13 protein-coding genes and 1 pseudogene are annotated in these 14,435 nt (G+C 45.8%); 6 read left to right on the top strand and 8 right to left on the bottom strand.

The window, feature by feature from the left end; genetic code table 11:
• The first annotated feature begins 9 nt into the window (after window positions 1–9).
• Complete coding sequence (locus VPX56_RS09090) at window positions 10–1,677, top strand: recombinase family protein (protein WP_326471242.1); 1,668 nt, start codon at window positions 10–12, stop codon at window positions 1,675–1,677.
• A gap of 38 nt (window positions 1,678–1,715) precedes the next feature.
• Here VPX56_RS09090 and VPX56_RS09095 read toward each other — a convergent pair whose 3' ends face one another.
• Window positions 1,716–2,651, bottom strand: a complete 936-nt coding sequence (locus VPX56_RS09095) for a hypothetical protein (RefSeq protein ID WP_326471244.1) — start codon at window positions 2,649–2,651, stop codon at window positions 1,716–1,718.
• Between the two features lie 221 nt (window positions 2,652–2,872).
• Here VPX56_RS09095 and VPX56_RS09100 point away from each other — a divergent pair, with 221 nt between their 5' ends.
• Entirely contained in the window at window positions 2,873–3,256 is a 384-nt protein-coding gene (locus VPX56_RS09100) for a hypothetical protein (RefSeq protein WP_326471246.1), read from the top strand.
• Between the two features lie 811 nt (window positions 3,257–4,067).
• On the opposite strand, the gene VPX56_RS09105 is transcribed toward VPX56_RS09100, so the two are convergent.
• Window positions 4,068–4,418, bottom strand: coding sequence for a hypothetical protein (locus tag VPX56_RS09105; protein WP_326471248.1), 351 nt, complete (start codon window positions 4,416–4,418; stop codon window positions 4,068–4,070).
• A 408-nt stretch (window positions 4,419–4,826) separates the two neighbouring features.
• Here VPX56_RS09105 and icd point away from each other — a divergent pair, with 408 nt between their 5' ends.
• A complete protein-coding gene (gene icd, locus VPX56_RS09110; RefSeq protein WP_131634330.1) occupies window positions 4,827–6,077 on the top strand; it encodes an NADP-dependent isocitrate dehydrogenase in 1,251 nt (416 codons plus the stop codon).
• A gap of 188 nt (window positions 6,078–6,265) precedes the next feature.
• Here icd and VPX56_RS09115 read toward each other — a convergent pair.
• Window positions 6,266–6,364: pseudogene (locus VPX56_RS09115) on the bottom strand (SOS response-associated peptidase); the annotation flags it as partial.
• Between the two features lie 552 nt (window positions 6,365–6,916).
• Complete coding sequence (locus VPX56_RS09120) at window positions 6,917–8,029, bottom strand: colicin-like pore-forming protein (RefSeq protein ID WP_263609270.1); 1,113 nt, start codon at window positions 8,027–8,029, stop codon at window positions 6,917–6,919.
• An 800-nt stretch (window positions 8,030–8,829) separates the two neighbouring features.
• Here VPX56_RS09120 and VPX56_RS09125 point away from each other — a divergent pair.
• Complete coding sequence (locus VPX56_RS09125) at window positions 8,830–9,075, top strand: YmjA family protein (protein WP_326471251.1); 246 nt, start codon at window positions 8,830–8,832, stop codon at window positions 9,073–9,075.
• On the opposite strand, the gene VPX56_RS09130 is transcribed toward VPX56_RS09125, so the two are convergent.
• Window positions 9,044–10,567 carry an EAL domain-containing protein gene (locus VPX56_RS09130; RefSeq protein ID WP_326471253.1) on the bottom strand — a complete coding sequence of 508 codons (1,524 nt, stop codon included), beginning with the start codon at window positions 10,565–10,567 and terminating at the stop codon, window positions 9,044–9,046. The genes VPX56_RS09125 and VPX56_RS09130 overlap by 32 nt on opposite strands.
• Before the next feature lie 214 nt (window positions 10,568–10,781).
• Here VPX56_RS09130 and VPX56_RS09135 point away from each other — a divergent pair, with 214 nt between their 5' ends.
• Together VPX56_RS09135 and VPX56_RS09140 are read left to right on the top strand one after the other, a co-directional pair.
• Entirely contained in the window at window positions 10,782–12,308 is a 1,527-nt protein-coding gene (locus tag VPX56_RS09135) for an EAL domain-containing protein (protein ID WP_326471255.1), read from the top strand.
• A gap of 280 nt (window positions 12,309–12,588) precedes the next feature.
• Window positions 12,589–12,837 (top strand): GlsB/YeaQ/YmgE family stress response membrane protein, encoded by a 249-nt coding sequence (locus VPX56_RS09140; protein ID WP_006174788.1) that lies wholly within the window; start codon window positions 12,589–12,591, stop codon window positions 12,835–12,837.
• Window positions 12,838–12,889: 52 nt separating this feature from the next.
• Here the strand turns inward: VPX56_RS09140 and VPX56_RS23015 are convergent, their stop codons facing one another.
• From VPX56_RS23015 to VPX56_RS09150, 3 genes are read right to left on the bottom strand one after another with little or no spacing between them, the layout of a single operon-like run.
• Window positions 12,890–12,943: a hypothetical protein gene (locus VPX56_RS23015; RefSeq protein WP_071890698.1), complete on the bottom strand. Its 54-nt coding sequence runs from the start codon at window positions 12,941–12,943 to the stop codon at window positions 12,890–12,892.
• Between the two features lie 21 nt (window positions 12,944–12,964).
• Window positions 12,965–13,063, bottom strand: a complete 99-nt coding sequence (locus VPX56_RS09145; RefSeq protein WP_049003319.1) for a YoaK family small membrane protein — start codon at window positions 13,061–13,063, stop codon at window positions 12,965–12,967.
• Window positions 13,064–13,108: 45 nt separating this feature from the next.
• The gene (locus tag VPX56_RS09150; RefSeq protein WP_326471998.1) at window positions 13,109–14,137 is read right to left on the bottom strand and encodes a sensor domain-containing diguanylate cyclase; all 1,029 of its coding nucleotides are present in this window, start codon (window positions 14,135–14,137) and stop codon (window positions 13,109–13,111) included.
• Window positions 14,138–14,435: the final 298 nt, after the last annotated feature.

Genomic DNA, 14,435 nt, shown 5'->3' on the forward strand with positions numbered 1-14,435 from the left:
TTCAAAGCTATGTGTGTTGCTATCGGGTACATGCGTTACTCGTCAAAACTTCAAGGTGCAGGTTCCACCATTCATCGTCAGAAAAGCCTAATTAATAAATGGGTAGAAGACCAGAAAACTCATCACGGTAAAGTGTATGAGGTCAAATTCTACACGGATAAGGGGTTGTCAGGTTGGACGGGTGAAAACTTACTTGCAGGTGCGTTAGGTCGATTGATTGAGGAAGTTGAAGCTGGTGGTTATCCAGAAGGGACACCAATTATCCTCGAATCCATAGACAGACTTTCCAGACAAGGGCATGAGGAAGCAACAGCAATCCTACGTCGATTGACCTCTACTGGTTGTGTTGTACACAGCATTCTTGACCGTCAGGTTATCCAGCGTTCAGACTTGAAAACATTTATTGGTGCTATGCAAATCATCGCAGTAGCTGAACGTGGTAGGGAAGAGTCAGACATCAAATCTGAACGTGTCTCCAGTTCCAAGGAGCGCAACTATGAACTTGCCAAACTTGGTAAGAAGTTGGTGACAAGAAATCTACCAGGCTGGATTTACCTTGACCAAAAAGGGAAGATGCAGATTGACCCCGCAAAGCAGAAACTGGTGAAGGAAATCTTCGAAATGCGCCTTGCTGGTCGCACATATCAGGGTATTGCAGAGACTATGACTAACAGAGGTGAACCCGTTCTCAATGAGCGTAAAGGTGCTCAACGTTGGCTACCAAATTCAATCAGGACTCTGCTACACAGTCGTTCAGTTATCGGTGTGCTCCCTGCATCCAAAGTGAACGACAAATACAAAGAGATAGAAGACTACTTCCCCTCAGCGATTACCAAAGACCTGTTCTATGCCGTCAATGACCTGAATGTTCCTGCTGTACGTAGTCGTGAGAAGAAGCAATATCCTGAGACAGTATTCCTGTTTAAAGGTCTCGTAAAGTGTCGCTACTGCAAAGGTAATGTTTTTCTAAATGGTGCGAAACCTGGATATTGGGGAAGAATACGGTGTATCGGTCATCATGATAAAGACTGTGATGCTCCATCGTTACCACGCTACGACTTTGAACAGAGTCTGATTACAAGAATGTTCCCGCTGCTGAAATCTATGGATGTCAGGACAGAGGAAAACCCCGTTGCAGTGTTACAGGCGAAAATTGACCATCTGACGAATATCCTCGAAGGTTACTATGATGACCTAGAAGAAATCCCTCGTGAAGATAAACCTCGTCGTAAGAGTATCAACGAGCGTATCTCCAAACGTGCCAACGAAAAGGAAGAGTACGAGAGACAACTCGTGGTAGTTCGTCGCAAGATGGAAGTTCGAACTGAGAATACACTTCCAGATTTGAATTATGATGACTATAGCGACAGGTTGAAAATGCAACTGGTCATCAGTCGTAATATTGAGCGTATCGTACTGGATTCACTCTTCGATAAAGTTCATATCAAACTGGTCAATGGAAATGCACTGATGAACTTCCCCCTTTACGGTGATGTGGATGGTTCGAGGTTAGTTATCACTGCCAAAGAAAACACAGGTATTACTGATGTTGAGAGAATACTTGGTTTAGATGATGCAATGCCTACAGTTTACAACCTTGCTCCGTCCAGTGGGGAATTTATGGATGACAGGGAGTTCCCCGAAGTAGAACCAGATTATCCGAACACTGACGAGTAATAATGAAAGTCTGGAGAGTGATTGCTCCAGACATTTTATTATTCAGGTTTTTTCCAGTCTTTGTATGTATATCTTTGAATGGCTTCATCCACAGGAATACCAACATATACCGCTAGTCTTTCAAAGTTTGGTTTTGCTAGGGGTTGTATAGTTTTAAGAAATTTCGGTTGATTATTACTATAAGTTGGTAATCCACCCCATTCTCTAATTCGACTTAACTCGATATTACTTGTGGCAATAGCAGGAAACTCAAGTAAGAAGTTATGCAACTCAATAATCACATGGTCAGTCAATGCAATAGCTTGCTCAGTTACGTCTACAAATCCACCACATAATTGTTGACCAAGTATCTTTGGTAATTCTGCAAAGGTTTGAAAGTCAGACAGGTCAAGTGTTCTTACCTTTTCTTTAGCAATTTCACTCAATCCATTTCTCACTACCAGAAATTCCATAATCTGATTGTAGTTGTTGAACATAGAACTTACTCTCACAACATTACGCCATGAATACATAAGTTCATCAGTTGGTGGTGACTGTACTTTAATTTTGAACAGTCGGTGTTTTATATCCCATATTAACTTAACAAAGAATGGTTTATTGGCTGTTGGAATCGTTCTGATGAAATAAAGCGTACTGGCATTGAATGCCACCTCATCCTTTTTGACAAGCATTGTTGGATAGGCAAAGGCACGATAAAGAGGTTCGTCAAAATCAATGTGATTATAATTGGCTTTTATCGCCACCAGGTTGTTCAGGCATTCATGCGCCTTAACGAATGTCTCATTGGCTGCAACAAAATTGCTTTTCGTAATGTTCTTCAATTCCTGCTTGTGGTTGATGTAGATAGCAGACATGCCACCAAGCAGGGCAGAGAAGAAAGCCAATGCTATTGGGAAGACATAATCCTTCAAATAATCGGGTGACGGCTGGAGTGAAACAATTGCTTTAGCGAGTAGTATTGCATCAGGACTCATGGAACGAACCTCTACAATGTCATTTGCCGAAATGATACCTCACCTTTCCCCGTTTGGCTGTAACGGTGTTGCTCGATGATCGCTTGATGTTAGGTGACTTTGTGCGCCTGAACGACATTGGAGACCTTGCAGGGGATTACCGTATCAATTCCATCAGAAATCAGTTGAGCTACCGTCAAGGCGATTGGACAACTGAACTTGAGTGTGTGGCGGTGTAACTAATGCGACTACTCAAAAAACAAACACTGACGGTGAAGCGTAAATCTGCAAAGGCTGGTCACTACAACGAAGACGGCGATTGGGTATCTGATACCAACGTTGTTACGGTCAAAATCAAGGGTAACGCTCAACCGTATATCAAGGGTTCTGTGAAGAATAACGCTCAGCAGGTTTTACCAAATGGTGTAACGCTGGCTGATACGAGAATCCTTTTTACAGACGCGAAACTAATCACAGGGGATGACCGTACATGGTCTGAGGCTGGCATTGTGGAAATTGACTGTCAGGAGTACGAAGTATTCTCCGAGTTTGATTATCGTGACCAGTTGCCTCATACATCCCACGGTGAATATCTGGTAATCAGGAGAGACAAACTGAATGGATAATTGCTGTATTACTCTGGATGACACAATTCATACTGCTCTCCAGAAACTCAAGCAACAGTAAAACTGTTAATTGACGATAAAGACAACTCCCTTAATGACACTGAGAAAAGTTACTTTGCACATATGTTGAGTTACTTCATCAAGCAACATCCAGTGACCTGCTACGTGCTGCATAAGCACAGTCTGAAATGGTCACTACAGGGAAGGGGGAAGGGTGTTCTGTGCAAGTTCATTGAAGCTGCTGACAGTATGCCTGACAAACTCCAGACCATGACGATTCACTATGACCCGTTTGACAAGCGTTACATTCTGGAGGCGCATCTTGGATAGCAATGAATGCAGAATACTTAGCTTTTCTATTGTTGACCTTCCACAACCTCTGGAACATGTTTCTACAGACGAGCGCTCTGGATTGGGTAATTTTCCAGATGCTGTGCAATCAGGTATGGTTGATAGTCAGAGCACACTTCATAATGTTTTTCAGCTAAACGTAACCCTGTCCCACTGGTAGAGATACTGGTGACAGGTTTTTTTCATTTCATTCGCTACTGCATTTAATTCCAGTACATTTGAAGATGAACTGAATCAACTCGTCTGCACACTGTTCCGGTCTATCGTACAGGTCTGAGTGAAACACTCCATCTTTACGGGTGGTAAAGAAGTGCATGTGTTCAGGTTTAACGGGTACAGACACAAGGCGCTTGATGGAGTCTACGCAACACCGAAATTTAAACTTGTTCCCGCTTCTCTGAACCATGTGCAAACCAGTAGAGGTGTTGCCAGTAGTCTTGATGATACTCACCATTTGATGTCACTCCACTTCGATACAGGAACTGATTTTCATATTGCCTTGATAGGTATCTAACACGCCATCAGTTCTGATACGTATATCTTCTGCATCCTGACCAGGCGTAGGATTGATTTCTTCCCAAATATCCTCAGTGATTTTCTTAGCGTAGTACACCTCTGCTCCTTGACGCTGTAGTGACATTGCACCAGAGTTAGCATTTACCGCTGTGTAAAGGTCAGGGGCTTGCTGTGGTGTGCCTGTGAACAGCCACGTACATGAATAGTGTTTCTGATACTTGAAGTTGATTCCTTCTGTTGCAGCAGAAGCAGTACCAGTAAGTAGAACCAGAGCAATCAGGGAAAAGCGTTTCATGTGAACCTCAGAAGGAAGCGATGACATAAATTACTCGTTGCAGCGTAGCGCATCCATGACTTTTGATAACTTTCCCAAACGTGCGAGAGAATGGTTAGTTGCTGAATCGAGGGATGTCAAACTTTGACCAAAATTTACCCTGTTAGTTAACTCTGGCAGGGTTTTTTGTTGTGTGGAATCTGGTATAACTAATTGATGTCAGATTGGATTCTTGAAAAATGCACAAAATACTATGATTCATCTAAAAGAAGTTTTCTTCATGGTATTTTCAGGCGTTATCAATTGCCGCATTATAGCCTAATAACGAAGACCTTTCATGGCGGCAGACAATCAGGTAGTATCGAAAGGCTCATTACAATTTATTAACATAAGATCAGTAACAACCAGAAGCGCTCGAAGGAGAGGTTAATGGAAAGCAAAGTAGTTGTTCCGGCGGAAGGTAAAAAGATCACCCTGCAAAACGGCAAGATTAACGTTCCTCACAACCCGATTATCCCGTTCATTGAAGGCGACGGTATCGGTGTAGACGTTACCCCGGCAATGCTGAAAGTGGTTGATGCCGCTGTTGAGAAAGCCTACAAAGGCGAGCGTAAAATTTCCTGGATGGAAATTTACACCGGTGAAAAATCTACTCAAGTTTATGGCCAGGACGTTTGGCTGCCAGCTGAAACGCTGGACCTGATCCGCGATTACCGCGTAGCTATTAAAGGCCCGCTGACCACGCCAGTTGGCGGCGGCATTCGTTCCCTGAACGTAGCCCTTCGTCAGGAACTGGATCTGTACGTGTGCCTGCGCCCGGTGCGTTACTACCAGGGTACTCCAAGCCCGGTTAAGCACCCTGAACTGACCGACATGGTTATCTTCCGCGAAAACTCAGAAGACATCTACGCGGGTATCGAATGGAAAGCGGACTCTGCTGACGCAGAAAAAGTGATTAAATTCCTGCGCGAAGAGATGGGCGTGAAGAAGATTCGCTTCCCTGAGCATTGTGGTATCGGCATTAAGCCATGCTCCGAAGACGGAACCAAGCGTCTGGTGCGTGCGGCCATCGAATACGCTATCACCAACGATCGCGACTCTGTGACCCTGGTTCACAAAGGCAACATCATGAAGTTCACCGAAGGCGCGTTCAAAGACTGGGGCTACCAGCTGGCGACCGAAGAGTTCGGCGGCGAGCTGATCGACGGCGGCCCGTGGCAGAAGATTAAGAACCCGAACACCGGCAAAGAGATCGTCATTAAAGATGTGATCGCCGATGCGTTCCTGCAGCAGATCCTGCTGCGTCCTGCTGAATATGACGTGATCGCCTGTATGAACCTGAACGGTGACTACATCTCTGACGCCCTGGCAGCGCAGGTTGGCGGTATCGGTATCGCTCCGGGCGCGAACATCGGTGACGAGTGCGCCCTGTTCGAAGCGACCCACGGCACTGCGCCTAAATATGCGGGCCAGGACAAAGTGAACCCGGGCTCTATCATCCTGTCCGCAGAGATGATGCTGCGTCATATGGAATGGTTCGAAGCCGCAGACCTGATCGTTAAAGGTATGGAAGGCGCGATTAACGCGAAAACCGTCACCTATGACTTCGAACGTCTGATGGAAGGCGCTAAGCTGCTGAAATGCTCAGAGTTTGGCGACGCGATTATCGCGAATATGTAATCCACGAGTTGGGTTAAACAAGAACGGGAGCCAGTGGGTTCCCGTTTTTATTATTACCTCCTGAATGGTTATTAAAAATTTATCAAAAATTTTTAATAACAGAGGGTTACGATGTTTCTCTCTTCAAGCTTTGCTTAAGAACTAAACTCATGCAGCTGATTATTTCAATAATCAGGTTCAAAAACACAAATTGATTCCGGGTCATATGCTATTTCGCGCTCGGCTTCACTGGCTAGGTATGTTAGATACTCTTCACGGGTTTGGGCTTGTGCAAAACGTCCACACAGATAAACCTCCAGTCAAAGCCATGACAGAAAGTATCGGGCAGGGTGAGATGCCGTGCGCATTAATTAAGACTCAGCACGCGATTTTACTATCACTAGTAAAATCGCGTATAATGGCTGATAATACATCAAACTATTTTTCGCAATATCCGCGTTACGAGATAGGCTATTACTAACGGATAATATGAATTTTGAGATGGGATGTGAGCATGAAGTATTACGCGAAAAATATTCACTGGGGCCTTTTAGTGTACCTCGTTCTTGTATTTGTATTACGGGGCGATTTTGATAATCCATTGGCAAGATTGTTTCTTGTAATAGGTTTTATAAGTGTCTTTACTTTCCCAGTGGCTAAGGGTTTTTTAGAAAATTTTTCTCGTAGATATTATAGTAAAGAGTATTGGACGAAAGGTTTTTATACAGAAACGCCCATGAAGAATGGCATATATGCAATGTATTATATGTTTGTTTTCTTTATGTCAATACCCATATGCATAATTATGTTTATAATTCTTGTTTTAAAAAGAATGGCCACAAAATAGTGGCCGTGTAATATTACTTAGAAAGTAAAGCTATAGTTTTATTTACCAGGCTTTCATTTACTAAAGCAGAAACTGCAGTCATAACTACGATGTAACCTAAAATACCGAGTGGAGTGCCAAGGATAATACTAAACGCCCAGGCTGCCACAATCCCTGCATCATGAGCCAGGATCATTGAACCTGCTTTTACGAAAAATGAACGCCAATCGCCAGTTTTGATTGCATTTACAAGAGAGTTAGTCAGGTCATAAACATCCATCGTAATACCGACAATTCCAAATGTCTTACCAAACATTTTCAAATTACTTGCAACTTGAGCTCGGTTGGTCGCTGCCAAAGCATTAGCAATAGCTGTCCGGTTGGACACTGTTAAATTAGCATCCAGGATAGCTTGGTTTTTTGTAAACGCAGCAATAGCTTTGTTTACATCCATCATTGCATTCCCTTTAGCTGCCGCCGCCAATTCTTTGGCTATAGCAGCTTGCTGTGCACCATACTTCGCCCCAACTTCCTTATAAAAATCAGCCGTCATTTTGACAGCGGCGGCATACTCACCACGCTCTTTTACGCCTTCGTTATAAGCCTTGGTCAGTGATGGCACTTCAACAAATTTATACTTTCCAGTGAACACCTCAATTTGTGTTCCGTGGCCTACACCGCTTTCACGGTAAACTGGCGTCATGATACCAATTTTACCGTCTTGCAGTTTGAAGTTTGATGGAATGGTTCCTTTCCTAACCAAACTTGCAGCATCATTCCAGTTACTGACACCTCCATCTACACCTTTCCCACCATTGCTGGCAGGTGTCGAAACGCCGGTGAAACCACTTGATACATTCGAATTAAGATTAGATCCGTTTACACTCACGCCATGATTCTCACCAGCGATATTTGCCTGAAAGCCTCCGTCGCCATCACTGCGAATGTTAGATACTTGTGAGGGACTAATCTGAGTACCGCCAAAACTATTAAATTGAGCCGCAATATCGGATGCTGAAGGTGCCCGGGTGCCTGTCGGGTTACCTTTTCCGTCTAATTTGATACCACCACCGCCAATGCTGCCGGAGTCATCTCCACCTGAATGAACACCATCATTCCAGGAACCACCAAAACCCGTCCACGCCATAACTATATCCCTCTAATTATTTGAAATTTTAAAAATAAATTTAATTGTCTTTTTGGGGAAGAATAAAAATTGCAATGATGCTGTATGTATATACAGCTGTGTTGAATTTACACTCGCCTATTTTTTTAGTCAACGTCTATTATTAACTAACTACTAAAATTAATAGGTGCTTGTCTGCGGGGGGATATTATTTTCCTTGTGAAAATCCCTTAGGGATAGTGGGATTCATTGGTAATAAAAACTTCAGTCTCTAATTCAATTTTATTGAAGATAACCTTTCGCTATTACAAAATGTCTAAATTCCTAAATGATTCTATTGACGATAAATAAAAAAAAGATTGATGGCGTGAAAATGCTAAGTGAATGATATATAGATAATACCCATGATTTCATCCCCTGTGAACTAGCCTATTTTACAATAGGAATGTTTATGCTTATAGCGGAAAATGGTGATCAAAATCCAAAAGATATCTCAACTTAATCAATGTGGTAGTGATAATGCGATGAGGTGAAAATTGAACGCAAGATTTGTATTTTTTTACACAAAAATCAGCGAGTAATGGCTGTACCAGGAAATACCGCTGCGCCATCTGGAATGGTTTGAAGTCGCAGAACTGGACGTCAAAGGTATGGAAGGCAGCTAAGTTGCTGAGATGCTGAGAGTTTGACGACGCGATTATTGCGAATAGGTCATCCACCTGCTGTGTAAGACGAGAACAGGAGCCGAAGGGTTCCCGTTTTTTTATGCCATTCTATATACTACGTGCTTCATTATTAGAACGTCAGACGAGAGACACACCATGAATAACGCCATCCCGCTAAAATTTTATGACATCGTTGATGAGTATGCTTCTGAAACCGAACGGCCGGTAGGCGAGCCAGAGCGCGATCCGCTGGCGCACTATTTTCAGCTGCTGATTACCCGCTTGAGCAACAATGAGGAAATCAGTGAGGAGGCACAGCTGGAGATGGCTAAGGAAGCGGGTATCCAGGCGCACCGCGTTGACGATGTTGCTAACTTCCTGAATCAGTGGGGCAACGAGTAACGTTGTCCGCGAGGACTTCCGCCAGTTCGCTTCGGGTCAACGATTTTGAAAAGAACCAGCCCTGGATCAGCGCGTCTGGATAGCGTTCAGCAATAAAGTTGAACTGCGCCGCACTCTCCACGCCCTCAAACACGAGCGTTTTGTTCAGACGGGAGAGGGCGTCGCTAAAGATAGCAAAGATATTCTGCTTATAATCTTCGCTGATCCCATCCACCAGCGACTTGTCGATTTTGATCTCGTCGTACTGAAGGTGTGACAGCCTGGCGAGGTTGGAGTTTTGCACGCCAAAATCATCGATGGATATTTTGACGCCTGCCATTTTTAACTCTTCGCAGAACCCTTCGAGTATGCCCGCACTGGAGACGGCATTTTCCGACAGCTCGATCTTAATCAGCGATAAGGGTAGGTTATTGAGCGTACACGCGCGGCGCAGCACGCTCATGAAACGGCCATCTTCAATCTCTGTTCTGCCAACATTGATGGAAATGACCAGCTGATATTGGCTGGCAAGCGAGCCTATTTCTGAAAGGGCTTTGTGAATCATATTGGAATAGTAAATAGTGTAGAGCCCAATTTTTTTTATCAGCGGAATAAAAAGCTCAGGGGAGACATTCATATGATTATTGTCGCGCCAGCGCGACAGCACTTCTATACCCACGATTTTTTTATCCTGCACCCGAATAATGGGCTGGTAGTTCGCGCTTATGGTATTGTGCTTCACCGCGCTGACCAGCTTTCTCTCCAGAGAAAAACGATCTTCATAGAGCCGAACGGAAAAGAGCGACAGGGAAATCCAGATAAAATATAAGAACGCACAAAGAAGAATAAATACGACGGCAGATAATGATGCCAGTCCCGAATCGTGATGTTTCACCGTAACGCACAAATCCCATCGGGTGCTGCACTGCGTCACGGTAAGCGTGAATAAGGACGACTGCAGCCAGCTCCGCTGCTCTAAGTCTGGTGAGACGGAGAAAAATGTTCTGCCGAAGTCTTTTGTTGTCGAAGTGAGCGAGTAACTGGCCGTGACCGGCGTGAATTTGTCATAGGCATTGCGAGAGGTGAAAATAATCACGCTATTGTAAATTGCGGCGTTGCCTGTAAAAAAATCCCTTTGAGAAAACTGTGCGAGGGTAAAACCATTCTCGGTTTGATGCAGCCCGGAAGGCAAAGCGACGGGAGTTGCCAGCTTTCCCCAAAACGCCGTACAGGCGATTTTTCCTTTTTCGATATAGCCAACATCGCCAAAATAGGCGCTTTCCAGCTTACTTTTTCTGTAGTTATCCAGGCTGCGTTTGTCGCATCCCTGAGTAGTAATGCTTTTCAGGGCCAGCGCCACGCTCTGAGATAAGTCCTCCGAGTAATGCAGCAGCGTATGGGATATCTCACGCTGCTTATTCTTTTGCTGCCCGGTAATCACCGCATTGACCGCAAACAGAGACAGGATGACCAGAAGCGTTGAAATGATCGCAACGGTAATGATCTTTTTCATTTTCCTGTTGTCCCGTCAGGTCCCTGTTTTCAAGAATCTTAACACAGGCAGGGCAGGGAACAAGCCTGACAATAACGCTGCCTAATACAAAAGTATCAGTGATTTAAGATTAACCTTAACTACGCTCTTAAGAGTAAAGTGTGCGGCGCTGAATTAGCTTTAACGTCTAATTCAACAAGTCATAACCGCTTGTTTTTTCTCTTAAGGAAAAATCGTGCGCAACGTAATAATTCCCCTGGCAAGCGCCATTATTCTTTTTTTAGCCGGCATGCTTATTCTCAACTGGCAGCTGTGGCATATGGCGACCCGGAGTAGCGCAGATGCTGCCAGCATCAGCAGTCGAAAAATTGATAACATGCTCGTTGAAGCGGTGAGCGCAGCAAAAACGGCGCAGGAGGTTGCGGCGCTAGGGTGTACCCGTGCCGGACAGCTGGATTTAGGCACCGAAGCTGCATTAAAACCGCATTTGCGCGCCATCATGATCCAGCAGAACGATTCAATTGTGTGCACTTCTCTGCCGGGGAATGGACTGCTGCTCGTCCACCCTGAACGTCTCCCCCATGAACGGCTGATGCTTTTACCGGGAAGCCTGACGGTGAACGGTCTGCCGGTGTTGATTTTTCAGATGCCGATCCCGGAAGGACGGGTCATTGTCAGCATTAGCGATGCGCATCTTCACGATGTTCTCGCCGGCGTGCCGGATGAAACTGCCCTGGCTTTGGCTGTCGGCGGGCGGATGATTCAGCGCAACGGGCTGATTACCGGGGCTCCTGCTGCTCAATCCTCACTGTTGATGATGCCGTCACGCTACTTTCCGTTCAGCATGGCCTGGCAGCCTCCCGCCTTTTTCAGCCTGCCGCGCCTGCTGCAGCAAGGGTGGAGCCTGATGCTCCTTATCCTTGTTCTGTCAGTGGCGGTCGGGGTGCTCATCCGCCGTTACCGGGGGAAAAACACCTCTTTTGAAGACGACCTGCGCAAGGCCATTATGAACGGGCAAATCGTTCCGTATTATCAGCCGATAGTGAATGGGGATACCGGTGGGCTGTACGGTGTCGAAGTGCTGGCGAGGTGGAAGCACCCCAAATCTGGCTTCATTCCACCGGACGTGTTTATCCCGATTGCAGAACGCAGTGGCTTAATTATTCCATTAACTACCGGACTCATGGCAAAAGTGGTTAACCAGCTTCAACCGCTTTTGCCCAAGCTGCCGGAGGGATTCCACATTGGGGTAAACATAAGCGCCAGGCATATCAATGCGCCGTCTTTTATCGCGGACTGCAGCGTGTTTGAGGAAGGTTTCGGGGGCAAAAAGGTCAAGCTGGTTCTGGAAGTCACCGAGCGCGAGCCGTTGATTGATAATCCTCATCTGGTGGAAAATCTTAATGCGTTACATAAGGCCGGCTTTGTGATTGCGCTGGATGATTTTGGTACCGGCTATTCCGGACTATCCTGCCTGAATGCGCTCGCTATCGATTACATCAAAATCGATAAAAGCTTTGTGAACAGGGTTTCAGGGGAAAAAGACTCAACGATCCTGCTGGACTGCGTCATTGAGCTGGCTAAGAAACTCTCGTTACGCATTGTCGCTGAGGGCGTTGAAACGAAAGAGCAGCTGGATTACCTCAACCGCAATGAGATAACCCTGCTGCAGGGCTACTATTTTGGCAAACCCGTCTCTTACGTCGATTTCATCAAGGTGCTGTTGTCCAAACCCCGGGAGATGAGGGTGGTGCAGGGGTAAAAAAAAGCCCACTGAAAAGTGGGCAAGAAATACTGGAAGCAATGTGAGCAATGTCGTACTGAATACCTGAGTGTTTTGCTCAACTATTCAGTGTTGAGAAAGATAATCTTTCTCAACAAAATATGCAACCCCACGTTTCATGTGGGCCGTGATTTTTTTGTGATTAATAAATCATCAGACGGGCAGTGTGATGCTTATCACAAATTTCCTTTTCTGGAACCTGTGCTATCCTTTTCTGTGTCGTTGATTTAATGACAAAAACCATACAGAGAGGAAAGTTATGGGAATTTTATCCTGGATTATCTTTGGGCTGATTGCGGGTATCCTGGCGAAGTGGATTATGCCGGGCAAAGATGGCGGTGGGTTTATCGTCACCGTTATACTGGGGATTATCGGCGCGGTCGTCGGTGGTTGGATCAGTACGCTGTTCGGCTTTGGCAAAGTTGATGGTTTCAACTTTGGCAGCTTTGCCGTCGCGGTCATCGGTGCGCTGGTTGTTCTGTTTATCTACAGAAAAATCAAAAGCTAAAACTGATAAGTGTTGAAAAAGGCTGCCGGATGGCGGCCTTTTTACTGCCCGTTTACCACCAGCCGAACTGTGTACCGGCAACGGCTACGATGGCGACAATCAGCATAATAATGGTTGTTTTTCTCACTTATGCCCCCGGCGCTGCGTAACCGCCGACAAAAAACCATGTCAAAAATACCACCGCCGTTATAAAAATAACGACCGGAAAGAGGATTCCTATTCTCATGCCATCACCTGTTTCGGTTCACTTTATGCCGTAGAGTGTACGGGGTTAATCCATCGTGACAAAGCGTGTTTTGCTTTTTCCCTTTTTATCCTGATACATCGCAACGTCAGCAGAGCGTAGCGCGCCGTCCGCATCGGTGGTGGAAGGGTCAACTTCGATCACGCCGAGGCTTGCGCCCGGGTAAACAATATGGACGTCACCCAGCCAGTAGTCGCCGGCGATACAGGCGCTGAGCCGTGTTTTCAGCAGGTTTAACTGCGCCTCTTTACCCTCGTCGCCGCTTTTACTCAGGCAGGCGACCATAAACTCGTCCCCACCCAGGCGGCCAATAATATCGTCCTGCGTCTTTTCAACGCTCAACCGTTGACCGACTTGAATCAGAAACTGGTCGCCAGCCTCATGTCCGTAGCGGTCATTGATAAGTTTAAAATCATCAAGGTCGATAAAGGCAATCATCGCGTTGCGTTTGAGGTGGCGTGCAAGCGAAAAGAGGGTGGTGAGATCCTCGAAAATCGCCCGGCGGTTAGGCAAGCCCGTAAGCGCATCGGTATAAGAGTGCGAGATGAGCGCGGCGTTCGCTTCCCGAAGCTGGGCGACCAAGGACTCTTTCTGAATGTACTGGGCGATCAGCCCGGCAAACAGTTTAAGGACCTGCTCACCGCGTTCGCTAAGCTGCTTCTTTTCCGTGCTGGTGGCGCACAGGGTGCCGTAAAGGGAGCCATCTGCAAGATGAATCGGAATACTCATGTACGTGGTGATGCCAAGCGCTTTTGCCGCGTCGCAATCCGCCCAGCGCTCTGAGGCCTCGCTACTGTAAAAGGTATTGCTATCAATAGCGCGCTTACAGAGCGTGTCTCCCCAGGGCACGCTCAGCCCTTCAGGGATCTGCATCTGCTTGCTGTTGCGCGCATAGAGGATATGCTGCAATCGCGCATTAATATCGACCTTCGTGAGGTAGGTCGACTCCATCTCGGTCACTATCTCCAGCATTTCCAGGAGTTGACGAACGAGGCTTTCGAGAGATTGCTCGGTGGCGAGAGTTTCTGAAACTCGGGCAAGGATAATATCCGACATGACGTAGGTGGACTCCCATACAGAAGACGTCTGCATCTGTATGTTGTGCTGAAATTTTCGGCTTCAGCCATAGTAAAACATGAATATAAAAAATTTAATATATTCTGCAGAGGAATGCAGGGGAGAAAAAAAGCCCCGTTGTTGAGCGCGGGGCAAAGACATCTTGATTACGGAATGATGTTCTCTGGTCATATCGAGAACAGCCGAACTATAGTGTTGAAAAGTGCAGTTAAGATGGAGAAATCATGGAGAAAACCACGACGAGTCGTTACCCTTATGATTTTGAAGAGTTCAAAAG

Source organism: Enterobacter wuhouensis, from assembly GCF_035835995.1.
Classification (GTDB): Bacteria; Pseudomonadota; Gammaproteobacteria; order Enterobacterales; family Enterobacteriaceae; genus Enterobacter; species Enterobacter wuhouensis.

Excerpts from the sequence above, each read along its gene's own strand:
- icd (WP_131634330.1), top strand. The coding sequence starts at position 4,827 with ATGGAAAGCAAAGTAGTTGTTCCGGCGGAAGGTAAAAAGATCACCCTG.
- VPX56_RS09150 (WP_326471998.1), bottom strand. The coding sequence starts at position 14,137 with ATGTCGGATATTATCCTTGCCCGAGTTTCAGAAACTCTCGCCACCGAG.
- VPX56_RS09140 (WP_006174788.1), top strand. The coding sequence starts at position 12,589 with ATGGGAATTTTATCCTGGATTATCTTTGGGCTGATTGCGGGTATCCTG.
- VPX56_RS09105 (WP_326471248.1), bottom strand. The coding sequence starts at position 4,418 with ATGAAACGCTTTTCCCTGATTGCTCTGGTTCTACTTACTGGTACTGCT.
- VPX56_RS09090 (WP_326471242.1), top strand. The coding sequence starts at position 10 with ATGTGTGTTGCTATCGGGTACATGCGTTACTCGTCAAAACTTCAAGGT.
- VPX56_RS09130 (WP_326471253.1), bottom strand. The coding sequence starts at position 10,567 with ATGAAAAAGATCATTACCGTTGCGATCATTTCAACGCTTCTGGTCATC.
- VPX56_RS09100 (WP_326471246.1), top strand. The coding sequence starts at position 2,873 with ATGCGACTACTCAAAAAACAAACACTGACGGTGAAGCGTAAATCTGCA.
- VPX56_RS09125 (WP_326471251.1), top strand. The coding sequence starts at position 8,830 with ATGAATAACGCCATCCCGCTAAAATTTTATGACATCGTTGATGAGTAT.
- VPX56_RS09095 (WP_326471244.1), bottom strand. The coding sequence starts at position 2,651 with ATGAGTCCTGATGCAATACTACTCGCTAAAGCAATTGTTTCACTCCAG.
- VPX56_RS09145 (WP_049003319.1), bottom strand. The coding sequence starts at position 13,063 with ATGAGAATAGGAATCCTCTTTCCGGTCGTTATTTTTATAACGGCGGTG.
- VPX56_RS09120 (WP_263609270.1), bottom strand. The coding sequence starts at position 8,029 with ATGGCGTGGACGGGTTTTGGTGGTTCCTGGAATGATGGTGTTCATTCA.